Genomic DNA, 18,675 nt, shown 5'->3' on the forward strand with positions numbered 1-18,675 from the left:
CCCGCTTCATTCGCTGCCGCAGCCGGTTCTAATGAGTGGAGATCCACCGTTCTTCCGGCAGCTCCGGGGTGATGGCCCCATCCGCGCCGTGCGGTCCGTGCCATTATGCGCCGAGTGCGGCGCCGACTCAAGCCCACGCGGCGGTCGGCGCCCCGCCGGACGACCTCCATGGCAACATTGAGCCGATGGGGATGGAAGGGAGGTGCCTGAATGGCCGATGCTGAGGCCTGGCGGCACTGGGCGACCCTCCGCAACCTGCACTTCTTCCCCGCGTGGGAGGCCATGACGGGTACCTTCCGCGGCGGCGGCCTCCACGTCGGCGGACAGCGCGCGATCACCGTCGGGTGGTCCGGCACCTATGCAGGCCTGCCCTGCTTCGGTTTCCGGGCGACGGCGGGTTCGGACCCGGCCGGTCACCTCCACGTCGTGGCACTGCGGGTGCCGGGGGTGCGGTTCCCTTGGCTGAGCATCGAGGTGGCGGATTTCACCCAGTCTGGCCCCGGCATCCCCATCGAGGCGGATTTCGACCTGGCCTGGCGGGTCAGCGCCGCCCACCCCCAGTTCGCCAACGACGTGCTCAACGAGGCCGTCCGCCAGTTGCTGATCCCCATCACCGCGGACTTCTCGGAGATCTGGTTCGAGCACGACGCCGTCCTGCTGAGCGCGCGCGGCCGCGTCGAGCCCGAGCACGTGGACCGGTACCTGGACCTGCTCCGCAAGATGGTCGACGCCATCGATTCACGGGTGCTCGACGCCATCCGGCCCCGCCCCTACCAGCGCGCCCTGCCCGCCTATCTCACCGCCTCGGCCCCCGCGCTGCGCACCGCGGCGCCGAGGCCCGTCGTCCGACGCGGCACCACCTGGCAGGAGTGGGCGGGACAGCGCGGCTGGCTCTACTACGCCAACGCGCGCGAGATCGTCGAACGCTTCAATCAGGGCCCGGTGCCGTCCGGCAGGTTCGTGCACGGTTTCGTGGGCCGCTTCGGCGACCTCCCGTGCTTCGGCTGGCAGTGGATCTCCGCCCCCGAGCAGGGCACCAAGATCCGCCAGGTGCTCTGCGTGCGACGCCCGGGCCTGGTGATGAACCCCGTGCGGCTGACCGCGGAGAACGCGTTGCTGGCCGAGTTGATGGGCACCAGCGACATCGAGGTGGGCGACCCCACGTTCGACGCCCGCTGGCGCGTCACGTCGTCGGACGCGGACGCCGCCCGGCACCTCCTGGGCCCGGCCGTGTGGCGGTTCTTCACCGCCCCCACCACGCCGGAGTTCAGCCAGTTGTGGCTCGAGCGGGAGGTGGCCGCCGTCGTCATCGAAGACGCCGCGCCGCGCGAACACGTCGACGGGTACCTGCGCTTCCTGCACGACATCATCGGGGCCGTCGCCCACAACGTCGACGGCGGCTGACCCGCGGCGGCTGCCATAGACTCGCCGCCATGACGATCTTCAACGTGCCGCTGGACGAGTTGCGGCAGCGGGGCAGCATCAAGTGGCGCCGCTTCGAGCCGGACGTGCTGCCCATGTTCGTCGCCGAGATGGACGCGGAGATCGCCGTCGCCGTCCGTGACCGGATCAAGCGCGCCATCCGCGATTCGGACACCGGCTACCCCGAACTGCCCGCCTACCAGGAGGCGATGGCCGACTATGCGCAGTGGCAGTGGGACTGGCAGTTCGACCCGGCCGACGCCATACTGGTGGCCGACGTCGTCACCGGCATGCGTGAGGCAGTGCTCGCCTTCACCGAGCCGGGGGACCGGGTGTTGATCAACCCGCCCGTCTACCCGCCGTTCCGCAGCGTCAGCCACGGCCGCGAAGTGGTCACCGCCCCCATGCTGGAGAGCGGGCGCCTGGACCTGGCGGCCATCGAGGCCGCGTTCGTCGAGCACCGCCCCGCGCTGTACCTGCTGTGCTCGCCGCACAACCCCACCGGGGCCGTGCACACCGTCGAGGAACTGCGGGCGGTGGCCGCGTTGGCAGACGCCCACGGTGTCGTCGTCGCCTCCAACGAGATCCACGCGCCGCTCGCCGGCGCTCGGCACACCCCTTACCTCCAGGCGGCGCCGGGCGCGGGCGCGGTCATCATCACGTCCGCGTCGAAGTGCTGGAACCTGGCGGCCCTCAAGGCCGCCCTCATCATCGGCCCGGCAGACCTGCGTGGCCGCATCAACCCCGTCGTGTCGGACTCCGCCTCCTATTTCGGCATCCTCGCCCACACCGTCGCGCTGCGCGAGGGCCGCGAGTGGCTGGCGCAGGCGTCGCAGGAGATCGATGCGAACAAGGCGTTCTTCGCCGAGGAACTGACCCGGCAGCTCCCGCACCTCAGTTACACGCCGTCCGAGGGCACCTACCTGGCGTGGCTCGACTGCTCGCCGCTGGGCTTGGATCACCCCGGCCGGCACTTCCACGACGTGGGCCGGGTGCGGTTCAACTTCGGCACGGACTTCTCGCCTGAATCCACCCAGTTCGTCAGGGTCAATCTGGCCTCGTCGCGTGAGATCATCACCGAGGGCATCAGGCGGATGGCTTCGTCCATCATCTAGTTTCGCGGGTCCTGACCGCTAATCTTCTGCCTAGTGCCAATCCGAGGAGATGACGATGACGCGACCCATGGCTGCATGGCGCACCACCTACACGCCCGGTGCGTGGCTTGCCCTGACCGGGCCGAGCACCCTGGTGGTCATGGCGCCCCCGCCTGCGCGCGCAGCAGCCACTGTCAACGAACTCTGGCTGAGCGTGGTGGCCGCCGGCTCCCTCGACGCGCTGCTGACGCTCGTCTCGCAGGTGGGCCTGGACTCCATGCCGGATCTGGGCGCGTTCCACTGGGACGACGACGGGCTGCACGGCCTCGCGCGCGGCCGCGTGCGGGTGGTCGACACTGATTCCGGGGATGTCGTCCTGCAGGGCGAGGGGAGCGTGACCTGGCGCGAGGAGCACCTGGGCCGCGAGCGCAACCTCGGCATCACGCTGGAGGAGTTCGACGCGGACCAGGCCCTGCAGTTGCCGCTGGTGGTGGGCGCGGCCACGGTCTCGGCCGTGTTCCTGACCACTGACCCCGCCGCCCTCGTGCGGTTCCCCACCGCGGACGAGGCGGCAGGCACGCCGCAGTTCGTCCCCACCGCGGCCCACGTCTCGGACGACGACGCGCCGCTGGACGTCGTCCATGACGAGTTCTCGGAGGCCATGGTCCTCGACGCCCCGCCGTTTGAGGAATTCGACGCGGACGACACCGACGAGGCCGGCCCCGAGGAGATCGCCGCAGCGCTCAGCGCCGTCATCCCGCCCCCGGTCGCGCCCGAGGTGGTCGTGCCCCCCATCGCGGAGCCCGCATCGCTGTCGTCGCCGGCTGAGCGTCCGGCGCCCGTCGTGGTGCCGCGCTCGTTCGGCGAGGTGGAAGAGGACGACGGCGGCACCATCTTCTCCACGGGACTGGCCGCCACACACAAGCCCGCGCCGCCGGCCGACGAACGACCGGACCCGCAGGTGCTGGCCGTGCCCTGTGTCAACAACCACCCCAACGCCCCCGGCAGCCGCACCTGCCGCATCTGCCAGTACCCCGTGGACTCGTCGAACCCGCGGCTCATCCGCCGCCCCGTCCTGGCGGGCGTGCACACCAACCGCGGCGACTTCGCCGACATCGTCGCCGGCATCGTCGTGGGCCGCGCCCCCGATGCGGGCCACGGCCCGTCCGGCAGCCACCTCATGCGGGTGGCCAGCCCCAGCAACGACATCTCGCGCAACCACCTGCTGATCACCACGCAGGACTGGAACGTGCACGTCACGGATCTGGATTCCACCAACGGCACCACTGTGCTCCCCGCCGGCGAACCCCCGTTCACCCTGCGCGACGGGGCCTCGGTCCAGGTGGGGATCGGCACCGTGCTCGACCTCGGTGACGGCGTTTCGCTGCGCATCGAGCCGCCCCGCGGTTAGAAGAGGAGGACCAGATCTCCGTGACGGACGCTCCGCTCGGGCCAGCCAGGCAGGCTGCCCGGCCCCTTCGGATCATCGCCCGTTTCCTCCGGCGGTTCTGGCAGGCCCTCCTCGTCGTCGTCCTGGCGATCGCCCTGGGCGTCGCCGCGTACCTCAGCCCGGGCCTCGTGCAGGCAGACGTGCACCTCGACGAGGGCATCGTCTTCGTCGGCAAGCGTGACGACGGACTCATGGGCACCGTCAACGCCCAGATCGACGAGCTGTCCGCGGCGACGGCCACCGGCGACTCCAGGTTCCAGCTCTACCAGCACCAGGAGCACGCGCAGGCCTTCCTGCCGCAGTCGTCGAACCTGCATCCGTACCTCCCCGGGCGCAACATCCTGGAGCGCGCCACCAAGATGCCGCCCAACGCGGTGGTGCAGCAGGTGGGCGGCTCCATGCTGGTGTTCGACCAGGAGAACGGGCGCGTCTGGCACGGCACCCTCGACGAGATGCTGCGGGTGGACTTCCTCCGCGACAAGCCGGATCTGGAGGTGGGCGAGTTCGGGGTGGCCACCCTGACCGTCAGCGGGAAGGCCATCGGCCTCAACGTCTCCGCCAGCACGCTCGTGCGGCTCGAGGGCGACGTCGTCCTCACCACTGCGGTGCCCATCGAGTTCGACCCCGAGCGCCGCAGCTTCGAGATCTCCGCCGTCGGTGACAACGCCGTCGTCCTGGACCGGCACAACGCCCAGATCTGGGTGGAGGGGATGCCGAAGGCGTTCACCATCAGCGGGCAGTCGCAGGCGGTGCTGCTGCCGCCGGTGGCAGACGTGCTGCACGGTGAGGACGGCGCCCGGGCGCTCTTCGCCAACGAGGCCGGGCTGGGCGCGATCACGCCGGACGGGTTCCGCTCCATGTCCGGGCGCATGGACCTGAGGCCGGTGCGCCCCATCCAGGTGGCGGACTGCCTCTACGGTGCGTTCCAGGGAGGCCCTGGAGTGCTCCGGGTCGTGAAGCGCTGCGCCGGTGAGGAACCGGTGGTCACCGAGCTCGACCACCTCACCAGCGACGGAACCGCCCTGGAGTTCCAGGTCAACCGCACGACGGTGGCCCTCAACGACATGGCCAACGGCACCGTCTGGCTGGTGGACAAGGGCACCGTGATCCTTCCGGAGGCCTGGTCGCACGTGCGGCCCATCGTCGAGCGCGAAGACAGCGAGTACACCGAGGGCGACCCGACGGTGCTACCGGACCGCACCCTCGACAACCGCGCCCCCATCGCCAAGGACGACCGCCTGGGCGCCCGCGCCGGCGTGGCCACCATCATCCCGGTGCTCGACAACGACACGGACCCCGACGGCGACGTGCTGACCATCTCCGTGCCGGACGACCTGCAGATCGACGGCGCCACGGTGCAGCCCGTGCGCGGCGGGTCGGGGCTGCAGATCACCGTCGACTCAGATGCCAGCGGCGAGATCGTCGTGCCCTACACCGTCGACGACGGCCGCGAGAAGACCGCGACGGCCAACGCCTATGTCACGGTCCACCCGGCCGAACCCGGCGCCGGCAACCAGCCGCCCGCGCTGCGCGGGAAGCACGACCCGGACGTGCCGGCACCCCAGCCGCTGCGGGTGACCAAGGGCGATTCCGGCGTGAAGTACCGGGCACTGCTGGATTGGCGCGACCCGGAGGGCGACCCGCTCATCCTGGCCAAGGCCTGGATGGACCCCCAGTTCAGCGACATCGTGCAGTTCCGCCCGGACGGCGAGATCACCTACACCGACGTGGGCACCACCTTCGGGCCCAAGACCATCCACGTCCAGGTGGCGGACCGGCACGGCGCCGTCACGACCGACCAGCTGCAGGTGCTCGTCTCCGAAGAGGTGGTGCCCCCCACCACCTACGGCGACTTCGCCACCACCATGCAGGGCGAATCCGTCACCGTCGAGCCGCTCGCCAACGACATCCGCGCGATCAACCTCACGGAGGTCAACCCGGTCGACTGCGCGGAGTGCGTCGAGACGTCGCTGGCGGACAACCGCTTCACGTTCAACTCGGACAGGGTGGGCGCCCACTACATCAACTACAGCGTCAACAACGGCGCCAGCGGGCTGGTGCGCGTGGACGTGCTGCCGCGGCTCACCAACCGGCCGCCCGTGCCGGTGGACGACGTCGCGCACCTCCCGGCGATGGGCTCAGTCACGGTGGACCCGCTCCTCAACGACACGGACCCCGACGGCGACGTCCTGGTCATCCAGACCATCACGGACGTGCCCCCAACGCTCAACGTCACGATGGAGCGCCGCACGCTGCTGACCATCGAGGCGACGGCGGAGCTCACCGGCACGGAAAAGTTCCACTACCACGTCTCGGACGGCACCGCGTCGAAGCGCGGCACCATCCAGGTGGTCGCCACCGACGCGTCGGACCAGATCGGGCCGCGGGTCGAGGACGACCTGCTGCGCGTGCGCGCCGGCGCCACGGGCGCGGTCAAGGTGCTGGAGAACGACACCTCGCCGGACGGCCGCGACCTCACGATCGACGCCGAACTGGTGGACAACCCGTTCGGCGACAACGCGTGGGTGGAGGGCGACACCGTGCGGGTCAGCGTCCCGGCGGGTTCGGCCCCCGGCGTCAGCCAGGTCCGCTACCGCGCCGTCGACAGCACAGGTGAGGCCACCGACGGCATCGTGCGGGTCACCATCGTGTCCGAGGAGGCCTCCAACGCGGAGCCCCCGCAGCCCCGCCAGGTGATCGACCGCGTGCTCGCAGGCACCACCACCCGCATCCCCATCCCGCTGGACGGCATCGATCCGCAGGGCGACTCGGTGCGGCTCGTGGGTCTCGGCTCCATCCCGACGCACGGTCGAGTCCTCAAGGTGGGGGAGCGGTACTTCGAGTACGAGGCGTTCCTCACCTCCGCCGGCACGGACACGTTCCGCTACGTCGTCGTCGACAGCCATGGCGTCGAGGCCACCGGCGAGATCCGGATCGGCGTGGCCCAGCCCAGCAAGACCAACAACAAGCCCATCGCCGTCATGGACGAGATCCGCACGCGCCCGGGTCGCCAGGTGCAGTTGGACCCCCTCTCCAACGACTACGACCTCGACGGCGACCCCATCAAGTTCGCCAGCGAGGAACCCGCGCGGATGCGCGCCGAGATCCCCGTGCAGCTGGTGGACAACCGCGAACTGGTCATGACGGCGCCGGAGGAGGAGGGCGACTACGACGGCACCTACGACATCGTCGACCTCCGCGGCGAACCGAACTCCGGGCTCATCAGGCTCACGGTTGACGAGGAGGCGCCACTGCTGCCGCCCGTGGCCCGCGACGACCTCGTCGACGTGGCCCAGCTCGCGGATCAGCAGTACGTCGAGATCGACCCCCTCGCCAACGACTACGACCCCGACGGCCCGCGTGACGAGCTCACCGTGGACCTCCCCGACACCGATGCCGAGGACGACCTCGCGCCCCGCCTCACCGACGAGGGCAAGGTTTCCATCGGCGTGCGCGACACCATGCAGCAGATCCGCTACCGGGCGGTGGACGACGACGGCCTGGGCACCAACGGCGTGATCACCGTCCCCGGCCGCGGCGACGTGGTGCCAACGCTGAAGGACCCGGCGCTCCAGATGACGGTGCGGGCCGGTGAGAACCTCCAGATCAACGTCAACGAGGTGGTGCAGGGCACCCAGGGCCGGGAGGTGGAACTCGCCAGCGTCGAGAACATCAAGGGCTACCCCGGCACCGGCCTGGCCCGGGCCGCGGGCCTGAACGCCGTGGAGTACCAGCCGGGGCTGGCAGATTTCGGCCCGGCCGCCGTCGTGTTCGAGGTCAGGGACGTGATGCCCGCCTCCAGCGCCACCACCGACGTGAGCAGCGCGTTCATCTCCATCCCGGTGACGGTCCTGCGCGCGAAGGTCAGCGGCAGCTCAGACCCCGACCAGGAGGGCTACCAGGTCAACCAGGCGCCCGTCCTGCTCACGGAGCGCCCGGTGCTCGAGGTAGGCGCCGCGGAGGATGAGCAGAGCATCGACGTGACGGCCTTCTTCCGCGACCCCGAGGGCGACAGCGTGCGGTTACTGGAGCGTCCGCGCCAGATCCGCGGCGACGCCCCCATCGAGTGGGAGGAGCACGGCAACCGCATCGTCGCGCGCGCCCTCGATTCGGCGCGCAAGGGCCAATCCGTCGTGCTGCAGGGCGAGGTGATCGACGGTTCGGTGGACGCCAACACCGCCCGGTTCGAACTCACCATCCTGGTGGTGGCCTCCCGCTTCCAGAAGGTCTCCGCGTCCGAGGTGGTCGTCGAGGTCGACGCCGGCCAGTCCATGCCGGTGCCGGTGCTCGGCGACAACGTGGTGTCCTACCTGCCGCACGACCAGCAGGTGTTCCTCGAAGGCGCCCGGGTGGTCAGCGGCGGCGGCAAGGCCGTCGCAGACCCGGGGGCCGGCGTCGTGACCGTCTCCCCCGCGCCGGGGTGGCACGGCACGATGGTGGTCAGCTACTCGGTCAACGACGCGCTCCGCGACCCCGAGCGGGTGGTCAGCGGGGTCATCCAGGTGCGGGTGCGCGACGTGCCCGGCCGCCCCGGCAACCCCTACGACATCGTCGCCGGCGACGGTTCGGTCACCTTCAAGTACACCTCCACCGGCACGGGCGGCGACGTGCCGGCCAACGTGACCGGCACCGCGTTGGCGTCCGCGCCGGGCCTCCCGCCCGCGGAGGGCACCTGCTCGCGCGGCATCTGCAGCATCCGTGGCCTCACCAACGGTGTCCCGTACACCGCGACGGTGACCGAGCAGAACTCCGTCGGCCCGTCGGAGATCTCGCCGCCGTCCGCGGCGTTCCACCCCGACGCGAAGCTGCTGCCGCCGCAGGTGGTCCAGGCCGCCACGGGCGACCGGGGCCTCACCGTCTCCTGGGTGCACAACCGGATCACGGATTCGGAGTTCGGTTCCAGCGGGGTCAAGGGCTACCTGGTCCGTCGCTATGTCGACGGCGCCGAACAGCCCGACAGCCCGCAGACGGTCTCGGCGGACCAACGGGCGCTGTGGTGGGCCAACCTCGTCAACGGCCAGTCGTCGCAGTTCCGGGTGCAGGCCCTCAGCGACCACGCGATCGTCTCCAACGCGGCCCACTTCCATTCCGACCTGTCGGACGCCTCGAACAGCGAGTACCCCGTCGGCGCGCCGATGGGCTCCATCGCCGTGACGCCCACCACCATCCAGGACGACATCGGCGGCGGCTTCCGGGTCTCCTTCGACGTGTCGGGGGTGGACCCCAACGGCGACCCCACCATCGCGCAGTACCGCGTCGTCCCCGTGGCATCGGGCCGCGAGCGCACGGACCGTCAGGCAGTGGTGGCGCCGACGGGGGCCACCACCCTCCAGGCGGCCATCCACGGCATGGGCACCGAGGCCACCCAGTTCCGCGTCTACGCGAAGAACCGGCACAGCGAGGTGGCGCTGGGGATGTCGCCGACGCCCATCACCTCGTGGGCCCGGCCGAAGCTCACGTCCGTGGAGGCGACCCCGGGCGACGGCCAGATCACCGTCAGCGTGGCCCACACCATGCCGCGCAACTCCCCGGGCGTGATCCAGTACTCGATGGGCGACGGTTGGCACCAGCTGCCCGGCGACGGCGTCATCAAGCCGCTCGTCAACGGCCGCCGGTACCAGTTGCAGGTCAAGGCGGTGCTCGACCAGATGGAGTCCGCCGTGGAGACCCGCACCGGCTTGCGTCCCCAGGGCGCCGAGCCCACGCCTCCCCAGGTCGCCTCCTACTCAGCCGTCGACGACACCCGGGTCACGGCGCGCCTCAGCGGCAGCGCCGACGACTGGGAGGCCACCAACGGCTGGGACCCGTCCGCCTTCGAGTTCTGCTATCCGGGATCGAGGGGCTGCGTCTGGTCCAGCCAGCGCAGCGGGGCGGTCCCCTACGGCGAGCAACAGATCCCGTGGCGCGTCAACAAGCAGAGCTTCAGCCACCTCCCGGCGATCTCCGCGGTGTCGACGGCGCCCGTCCTCCCGCAACTCCAGAACGACCAGCTGACCTTCAAGTTCAGCTACGTCGACTCCGGCAGCTGCACCATCGAACTGAGCGGCGAGGGCAAGCAGCAGCAGGAAGTGGTGCCGGCCGGCAGCGACGGGGTCATCTACTACCAGCCCACCGAGCAGTACATCTCGGCGGACCCGGTGACCGTCACCCCCAGCCCCGCGGAGCCCGGTGGCCCCACCCCCGAGCCCACCACCTCCACCCCGCCGGACATCAAGCCCACCCGGATCGACGTCACCTGCACGCTGAACGGCTCCACCCAGACCTGGAGCAGGATCAGATGAGCCCGAACGAAGGAAACCAGAGCCAGTGAATCCCGAACAAGCCCGGTGGTTCGGCGAGAACTTCGCCAACATCGTCGCCAACATCGAACGCGTCATCATGGGCAAGACGGAGGCCGTCCGGCTGGCCGTCACCTGCATGCTCGCGGAAGGGCACCTCCTGCTCGAGGACTACCCGGGCACCGGGAAGACCACGCTCGCGCGCGCCATCGCCCAGTCCGTGCAGGGCACCAACAGCCGCATCCAGTTCACGCCGGACCTGCTGCCCTCGGACGTCACGGGTGTGACGATCTTCGACCAGAAGTCCGGCGACTTCGAGTTCCACCAGGGCCCCATCTTCGCCTCCATCGTCTTGGCCGACGAGATCAACCGCGCCTCCCCCAAGACCCAGTCGGCGCTGCTGGAGGTGATGGAGGAGTCGCGGGTCACCGTGGACGGCCAGTCCTACAACGTCGGCCAGCCCTTCATGGTGATCGCCACCCAGAACCCCATCGAGCAGGCCGGCACCTACCGCCTGCCGGAGGCGCAGCTCGACCGTTTCCTCATGAAGACGGCGCTCGGCTACCCGGACCACGACGCCACCATGCGGATCCTCGCCACCGGCGGCAGCCGCCCGCGCTCGACGGCGCTGCCGTCGGTGCTCTCCACCTCCCAAGTGGCGGAGATGAGCCAACTGGCCGCGTCCGTGCACATCGAGTCGTCGATCTTCGACTACATCACCCGCCTCACGGAGGCCACCCGCCACGTCGACGACGTGCGGCTGGGCGTCTCCGTCCGTGGCGCCCTGGCGCTGGTGCGCTCCACCCGCGTGTGGGCCGCGTCGCTGGGGCGGCACTTCGTGGTGCCGGACGACGTGAAGATGCTCGCCATCCCGTGCCTCGCGCACCGTCTCATCCTCGACCCGGAGGCCGAGTTCAACGGGGTCCAGGCGGTCGACGTCATGGCCGAGGTGGTCGGTTCTGTGGAGCCTCCGACGGAGCGTCAGTCCGCCTGATGACCGCAACTCCCGCGCGGTGGGAAGCTCCCGAAGTTGTCGACCCACCCACGTTCGACGGCCTGCGCCGGTTCTATGACCGGCTCCGCCGCGTCACCGGCCTGCGCACCAGCGGCTGGATGGCGCTGGCCGCCGGCGCCCTGGCGTTGGCGCTCGGCCTGGGTTTCGGGTGGCTGGAGTACACCGTCGCGGGAGTGCTGGCGGTGGTCACCGTCGGGCTGTGCCTGCTGTTCACCATCGGCCGGCCCACCCTCGAGGTCGGGCTGCGGCTGGCCGGCCGCGCCGTCGTCGTGGGTGACCCGGCCCAGGGGGAGTTGCTGGTGCGTAACGCCGCACCCCGCCGCCACTGGGGTTCGCGGCTGGACCTGCCCGTCGGGCCCGTGTCGACGAGCTTCTCGCTCCCGTCGCTGGTCTCCGGGGCCGTGTCGCACAACACGTTTCGCATCCCCACGGACAAGCGCGGTCTTGTCACGGTCGGCCCGGCCCAGACGGTGCAGGGCGACCCCTTCGCGCTTGCCGGCCGCTCCACCACCTGGACGGAGGCCCTCGAGCTCTACGTCCACCCCCGCACCGTGCGGCTGCCCGGCCGGCAGGCCGGCTTCGTCCACGACCTCGAGGGCCACGCCAGCTCCCACATCTCGTCGGCCGACATGAACTTCCACGCGCTGCGCCCCTATGTCGCCGGCGACGACCGGCGCCACGTCCACTGGCGCTCCACCGCCCGGGCGGGCGAGTTGATGGTGCGGCAGTTCGAGGAGTCGCGCATGTCGCGCGTCGTCGTCGCGCTCGACACCGGCCGCGGCGCCTACCTCGACGACGCCGAGTTTGAACTCGCCGTGTCCTGCGCCGCCTCGGTGGCGCTGCAGACGCTGTACTCCGAGTCGCCGCTGGCGGTGCTGACCACGCACGAGACCCTGATGAGCGTCACGCCCACCAGGACGCTGGACGAGTTGTCGCTCGTGGGGCAGAGCACCCGCGGCGGCATCGCGGACCTGGTGCACACCACCATTCGGCGCGAGGCGTCGGCGTCCGTGGCGGTCTGCATCACCGGCTCGACGGCGACCCTGGCTGACCTGCGCCGCTCCTGCGCCCGGTTCGACGTCGACACCCGCGTCGTCGGCATCCGCGTGGCCGACGGCGCGGAGTTGAGGGCCCGTTCCGCGAGCAACGTGACCGTGCTGCAGGTGGGCACCCTCGACGAGCTGCCCCGCGCCATGCGGAAGGCCATGCAGTGAGCGCCACCGCCCGCCGGGCCCTGCCGGCGCACGACGCCACCCCGTACGAGCTGTCCCGACGTTGGCGCTGGGCCGCCGTCGACGCCACCGCGATCCTCGTGCTGCTGGCCCTGGTGGCGCTGGCCTTCTACCCGGTGTACGGCACCGGCTGGCTGTTCGTGGCGGTCCTCGGCTTCGGGGCCGTGGGCATCGGCCTGGCCGTCGTGTCGGCCCTGCAGCACTGGTCCTCGGGCGTCACCGCCCTGGCCGCCGCCGGGGCGTGGTTCCTCTTCGGCGGCCTGCTCACCATGCCGTCGTCGACGATCGGCTTCGTCGTCCCCACCCCGCGCACGCTGTTCGGCCTGCTCGTGGGGCCAGTGACGGCGTGGCGCGACATGCTGACACTCGACCCGCCCATCGGCGAGACCTACAACCTGCTGACCGTGCCCGGGCTGGTGGGCCTGACTGCCGGCCTGCTGGCAATGGTCATCTCGCTGCGCTCGCGTCGGCCGGCGATGGCCTGGCTCCCGCCGGTGCTGGGCTACCTGATCGGCGTCGTCGTCGGCTCGCAGGTGGCCTACCGCCCCCTGGTGGTGGGCGGCCTGCTGTTCGTCGTGGTGCTCGTGTGGACGAGCCACCGCCGCGCCGTGGTGCGCGGCCAGCTCGCGGGCAGCGCGAACCGGCTCAAGCCGTTGCGCGCGCTGCTCGGCGCCGGCGTGCTGGTGGCCGCCTTCGCGGTGGCGCTGGCCGCCGTGCCGTTCATCTCGCCCACCCCGGCGCGCGAGACCCTGCGCACCGCGATGGAGCCGCCCATCGACCTGGAACAGTTCGCCTCCCCCCTTCAGGGGTTCCGCGCCAACATCACTCAGCACCGTGCGGAGGTGCTGTTCGACGTGCTGGGGGCGCGCCCGGACGACATCGTGCGCATCGCCACCCTCGACAAGTACGACGGCATCAGCTACCGGGTCTCCACCCTCGACGACACCGCGGTGCAGGCCACCACCTTCACCCGCGTGGGCCAGTGGATCGCCGACGACACCGAGGGCGACGACCTCTCCGTGCGCGTCACGGTGCGCGGATACGACGGCGTCTGGACCCCGACGGTGGGGCGCAGCACGCAGGTGGCGTTCCAGGGGCCGCGCCGCGTCGAGCTGGGGGAGAACTTCTTCTACAACCGGAGCTCCGGCACCGGCCTGAACGTGGCCGGGCTGCGGGAGGGCGACACCTACGAGCTCGGCGCCCGGGTCGCGCCCCGTCCCCCGGACGAGGAGATCGCCAAGGCGCGTGCCGGCCGGTTCGACCTGCCGGAGACCAACGGTGTTCCGGACGAGCTGATCGCCGCGGCCCGCGCCTGGGCCCGCGACGGCGGCACGGCCGGCCAGCTCGCGCTGACCCTGGAGGAGCGGCTGAGCAACGGCTACTTCAGCCACGGCCAGGCCGACGAGGTCGCCTCGCTGTCCGGCCACTCCGAGCGGCGCCTGATCGATCTCCTCGCGGACCCGGAGTTGATGGTCGGCGACCACGAGCAGTACGCCGTCGCGATGGCGCTGATGTCGCGGGAGCTGGGCATCCCGGCGCGAGTCATCTACGGCTACCAGGTGGACACGGGCAGCGCGATCTCCGGCGGCCACGTGGGCGCCTGGACGGAGGTCTACCTCGAGGGCCTGGGATGGGTGGTGTTCAATCCCACGCCGCCCGAGGACCGCGAGCCGCCCGAGGACGACGAGCGCACGCCGCCTGAGCAGCTTCCCTTCATCGAGAACCCGCCCCCGCCGCCGCAGCGGCCGGAGGTGCCGCCCCCGGACGAGTTGCTGCCCATCGAACCGGGCGAGGCCCCGGAGCCGGAGAGCCGCATCGACTGGGCGCAGATCGGCGCCATCGCGGCGCTCACCGCCATCCCGCTGCTGACCATCGTGGCGCCGTTGGCGCTGGTCATCGGGCTGAAGCTGCGCCGTCGCTCCCGTCGGCGCAACGACCCCGTCCTGGCCAACCGGATCGCCGGCGCCTGGGCGGAGTTGGTGGACCGCGCCCGCGACGTGGGCCGCTCGCCGTCCATCTCGGCCACCCGGTCCGAGCAGGCCGAGGCCCTCGTCGGGGACTTCCCCAAGGTGGGCACGGTGGCGGATCCCATCGCGCTGGCGAAGGAGGCCGACTGGTTGGTGTTCGCCCCGGGCGAGCCCAGCGAGACCACCGCCCGCGAGTACTGGCGGTCGTCCGCCGCCATCAACCGCGGCATGCGGCGCTCCGTCAGTTGGGCGCGTTGGCTGGCCAGCTACCTGTCGACCAAATCGTTCCGGAGGATCAAGTGATGCGGGGATGCCCATCTCACCCCACCGGCCGCCGTGCCGGCTGGCACCCCTACCGGTATCCTCTGCATGTATCTGGTCTAGGAGGAGCTAGGTGAGTCGGCTGATCCCACGCGGTGCCGTGGTCGCTGGGCTGGGGAAGCGATTCCTCGCCGCAGTGATCGACGCGCTGCCGTTCCTCGCCATCGGCGCCCTGGGCGCGTTCGCCGGGCGGTCCGCCAGCGAACCGACGGTGGCCCTGGTCATCGTCATCGGCGCCGGCGTGCTGTCCCTGGCCTTCGCCCTGTACCAGTGGTGGGCCTATGCCGTCCGCGGCGCCGGGCTCGGCGCGCAGGCCATGGGCCTCCGGCTGGTGTCGCTGAAGGACGGCGAACCCATCGGGTGGTGGCGCGTGTTCCTGCGCCACGTCGTGTTCTCCGCGGTGATGGGCACCGTCATCGGCGGCATCGCGCTGCTGATCTTCCTCGTGATCCACGAGCGTCGCCAGGGGTGGCACGACATGGCCGTGTCCGCCGTCGTGGTGCAGCCCAGGGAGGCCGAGGCCCGTTCCGGGGGCGCTGCGCCGCGGAAGACGGCCCAGGCCAGCACCGTCGGGTTGCCGCCCCACCTGTCGAGCTCGTTCAGCCCTCAGCCCGGCACCACCGCCACACCCAACTGGGATTCCTTCGCGCCGCGCGGGGCCCAGCAGGGCGCTCCGCAGGGAGCGCCGCACGGAGGCGTCCCCGCGCAGCCCCGCACCCAGCTGTCAGCGCCGGACTGGTTGCCCGGCGTCCAGTCCGAGCCCGTCGAGCCTGCGCCGCAGCAGGCGCCCTTCCAGGCATCGGCACAGTGGCGGCCGCCGGCCGCCAAGACCCCCGCCCCGTCGCCGTGGCAGGCCCCGCAGCCGCCCAAGCCGGTGCTGCCGGAGCCGACGCCCGCTGAGTCGCCCAAACCTCCCCGCGCCTGGATCCCGCTGCCCACCCCGACGTCGGTGATCGAACCGTCGATGAAGGTGCGCCGCCGAGACTTCGGCGAGGTGGAGGACAACGAAGGCACCCGCATCGCCAACCTGCCGTCCACGGCCAGTCGCGGCGGCGGCGAGGGCTGGTATCTCCGCCTCGACGACGGCCGCGAGGTGGAACTCACCGTCACGGTGCTGCTGGGCCGTAACCCGCAGAAGGGCCCGGAGGACCCGGAGGTGCACCTGGTGCCCGCGTCGGGCGACGGCCGGATGATCTCGCGCACCCACGTGCAGATCGGGACGGACCCCCGCGGCGTGTACGTCGTGGACCGCGGCTCCACCAACGGCACGGCCCTCGTCACGCAGGGCGGCGAGCTGGAACCCTGCCCGTCCGGCACCCAGGTGCGGGTCAGGGAGGGGCAGCAGGTCAGCTACGGCAACCGTTGGTTCACCGTCCTGCGCCGCCCCGTCATCGTGTGAGCACGCCTCTGGGCCGGTCGCCGCGGCGTTAGGATCGACCACATGCTGCTGAGCGACCGCGACATCCTGGCCGAAGTGCACGCCGGGAACATCCTGCTGGACCCCTGGGATCCCGCCATGGTGCAACCCGCGTCCGTCGACGTGCGCCTGGACAAGCTGTTCCGCGTGTTCGAGAACCATCGCTACCCGTCGATCGATCCGTCGGTGGAGCAACCCGAACTCACGCGCCTGATCGAGGTGGCGGACGGCGAACCGTTCGTGCTGCACCCGGGCGAGTTCGCTCTGGCGTCCACGTACGAGCGCATCACGCTCGGCCAGGCGTTGGCTGCCAGGCTGGAGGGCAAGTCGTCGCTGGGCCGGCTGGGTCTGGTGACGCATTCGACGGCGGGCTTCATCGACCCGGGCTTCTCGGGCCACGTCACCCTCGAGCTCTCGAACATGGCCACGCTGCCCATCAAGCTGTGGCCGGGCATGAAGATCGGCCAGTTCTGCTTCTTCCAACTCAGCTCCCCGGCAGAGCACGCGTACGGCTCTGAGAAGTACGGCTCCCGCTACCAGGGGCAGCGCGGGCCCACGCCGTCGCGCTCGCACCTCAACTTCCACCGAAGCCAGGTCTGATCCGCCCATGAGCGTCGGCAGGGGGATGGGCGGGGGCCGGGTCCTCGGCCGGCTCGCCACTGGATCCGAGATCCGTGACCACAAACTTGACCGCGGCACCGCGCGCCGCGTCATCGCCTACGGCGGACCCTTCAAGGGCCTGATCCTGCTCTTCCTGGCCAGCGTCACGCTCGGGAGCGCGCTGTCGGTGGTGCCGCTGCTGCTGTTCCAGCGGATCATCGACGACGGCGTGCTGGCGGGCAACGTCCGGCTCATCGTCGTGCTGTCGCTGGCGGTGGCGGGCATGGCCATCGGTTCCGCGGCGCTGTCGATCGTCGAGCGGTGGTGCTCGGCGCGCATCGGCGAGGGGCTCATCTATTCGATGCGCACCCAGATCTTCGACCACGTGCTGCGCATGCCCATCGCGTTCTTCAGCCGCTCCCACACCGGCAAGCTGGTCTCGCGGCTCCACTCGGATGTCAACGGCGCGCAGCAGGCGTTCACCTCCACGCTGTCGTCGCTGGTGTCCAACGGCGTCACGCTGCTGCTGGTGCTGGGCTCCATGCTGGCGCTGTCGTGGCCGCTGACGCTGGGCGCGCTGGTGCTGCTGCCCATCTTCATGGTGCCCGCCCAGTTGGTGGGCAGGCGGTTGGCGGACCTCTCCCGTGACCGGATGCAGCACCAGGCGGAGATGTCGGCCACCATGACCGAGCGGTTCTCCGTCTCCGGGGCGCTGCTGGTGAAGCTGTTCGGCGACCACGCCACGGAGAACGCCACGTTCGCCTCGCAGGCCAGGGCGGTGGCCGACGGCGGGGTGAAGATCGCCATGACCTCGCGGGTGTTCATGACCGCGATGACCTTCGTCGGGGCGTTGGCCACGGCGCTGTTCTACGGCTTCGGCGGCTACGCCGCGGTGGAGGGTCAGCTCACCGTCGGTACCCTCACTGCGCTGGTGGCCCTGCTGGCCAGGCTGTACGGGCCGCTGATCCAGTTGAGTTCGCTGCGGGTGGATGTGATGACGGCGCTGGTCAGCTTCGAGCGGGTGTTCGAGGTGCTGGACCTGAAGCCGCTGATCGTCGACGCGCCGGACGCGAAGCAGTTGACCGGGCCGCCGAGTGTCGCCTTCCGTGACGTGTGGTTCACCTACCCGGACGCGCACCAGGTGTCGTTGGAGTCGCTCGAGCCCGCCATGGCCGTGGGGGAGTCGGCCAACGAGCCGGTGCTGCGGGGCGTGACGTTCGAGGTGTCGCCGGGGCAGACGGTCGCGCTGGTCGGCCCGTCGGGCGCGGGGAAGACGACCATCACGCACCTGCTGGCGCGGCTCTACGACGTGGACTCGGGCAGCGTGGAGATCGGCGGCACGGATGTGCGCGAGCTGGCGTTGTCGTCGCTGCAGGACGAGATCGGCTACGTGACGCAGGACGCCCACCTCTTCCACGACACCGTGGGCGCGAACCTGCGCTACGCCAAGCCGTCGGCCACCGAAGACGAGCTGTGGGCGGCGCTGGAGGCCGCCCAGATCGCGGGGTTGGTGCGGCGGCTGCCCGACGGGATGGACACCGTGGTGGGCGAGCGTGGCTACCGGTTGAGCGGCGGCGAGCGGCAGCGCTTCGCGATCGCCCGGCTGCTGTTGAAGGCCCCGCCCATCCTGGTGCTGGACGAGGCGACGGCGCACCTGGATTCCGAATCCGAGCACCTGGTGCAGCAGGCGCTGGACAACGCGCGGGAGGGTCGCACGTCGATCGTGATCGCGCACCGTCTCTCCACCGTGCGGCATGCAGACCAGATCCTGGTGGTCGAGTCCGGCCGGATCGTGGAGCGGGGCACGCACGCTGAGCTGCTTGAGTCCCGCGGCCATTACGCCACGTTGTACTACACGCAGTTCTCCGACGACTGAGCG

At 70.9% G+C, this 18,675-nt stretch carries 10 protein-coding genes; all 10 read left to right on the top strand.

Features of this window, described 5'->3' with window-relative positions; genetic code table 11:
- The first annotated feature begins 210 nt into the window (after positions 1–210).
- The 10 genes from ACZK4S_RS10780 (at position 211) to ACZK4S_RS10825 (ending at position 18,672) form a co-directional block, all read left to right on the top strand.
- The gene (locus ACZK4S_RS10780) at positions 211–1,404 is read left to right on the top strand and encodes a hypothetical protein (RefSeq protein WP_463644250.1); all 1,194 of its coding nucleotides are present in this window, start codon (positions 211–213) and stop codon (positions 1,402–1,404) included.
- A 29-nt stretch (positions 1,405–1,433) separates the two neighbouring features.
- Positions 1,434–2,537: a MalY/PatB family protein gene (locus ACZK4S_RS10785; protein WP_463644251.1), complete on the top strand. Its 1,104-nt coding sequence runs from the start codon at positions 1,434–1,436 to the stop codon at positions 2,535–2,537.
- Between the two features lie 55 nt (positions 2,538–2,592).
- Positions 2,593–3,927 carry an FHA domain-containing protein gene (locus ACZK4S_RS10790; protein ID WP_463644252.1) on the top strand — a complete coding sequence of 445 codons (1,335 nt, stop codon included), beginning with the start codon at positions 2,593–2,595 and terminating at the stop codon, positions 3,925–3,927.
- Between the two features lie 20 nt (positions 3,928–3,947).
- Positions 3,948–10,247 (top strand): Ig-like domain-containing protein, encoded by a 6,300-nt coding sequence (locus ACZK4S_RS10795; RefSeq protein ID WP_463644253.1) that lies wholly within the window; start codon positions 3,948–3,950, stop codon positions 10,245–10,247.
- Between the two features lie 25 nt (positions 10,248–10,272).
- Positions 10,273–11,238 carry an AAA family ATPase gene (locus ACZK4S_RS10800; protein WP_076063068.1) on the top strand — a complete coding sequence of 322 codons (966 nt, stop codon included), beginning with the start codon at positions 10,273–10,275 and terminating at the stop codon, positions 11,236–11,238.
- Positions 11,238–12,473: a DUF58 domain-containing protein gene (locus ACZK4S_RS10805; RefSeq protein ID WP_083665625.1), complete on the top strand. Its 1,236-nt coding sequence runs from the start codon at positions 11,238–11,240 to the stop codon at positions 12,471–12,473. Before ACZK4S_RS10800 ends, ACZK4S_RS10805 begins: the two co-directional genes overlap by 1 nt.
- Positions 12,470–14,761, top strand: a complete 2,292-nt coding sequence (locus tag ACZK4S_RS10810) for a transglutaminase-like domain-containing protein (RefSeq protein WP_463644254.1) — start codon at positions 12,470–12,472, stop codon at positions 14,759–14,761. The genes ACZK4S_RS10805 and ACZK4S_RS10810 overlap by 4 nt, the downstream gene beginning before the upstream one ends.
- Before the next feature lie 91 nt (positions 14,762–14,852).
- Positions 14,853–16,178 (top strand): RDD family protein, encoded by a 1,326-nt coding sequence (locus ACZK4S_RS10815; protein ID WP_083665626.1) that lies wholly within the window; start codon positions 14,853–14,855, stop codon positions 16,176–16,178.
- Positions 16,179–16,220: 42 nt separating this feature from the next.
- On the top strand, positions 16,221–16,796 hold the full coding sequence (gene dcd / locus ACZK4S_RS10820) for a dCTP deaminase (protein WP_076063075.1): 576 nt from the start codon (positions 16,221–16,223) through the stop codon (positions 16,794–16,796).
- A 7-nt stretch (positions 16,797–16,803) separates the two neighbouring features.
- Positions 16,804–18,672 (top strand): ABC transporter ATP-binding protein, encoded by a 1,869-nt coding sequence (locus ACZK4S_RS10825; RefSeq protein WP_463644255.1) that lies wholly within the window; start codon positions 16,804–16,806, stop codon positions 18,670–18,672.
- Positions 18,673–18,675: the final 3 nt, after the last annotated feature.

The sequence above is a fragment of the Tessaracoccus zhenghani genome (assembly GCF_055326325.1).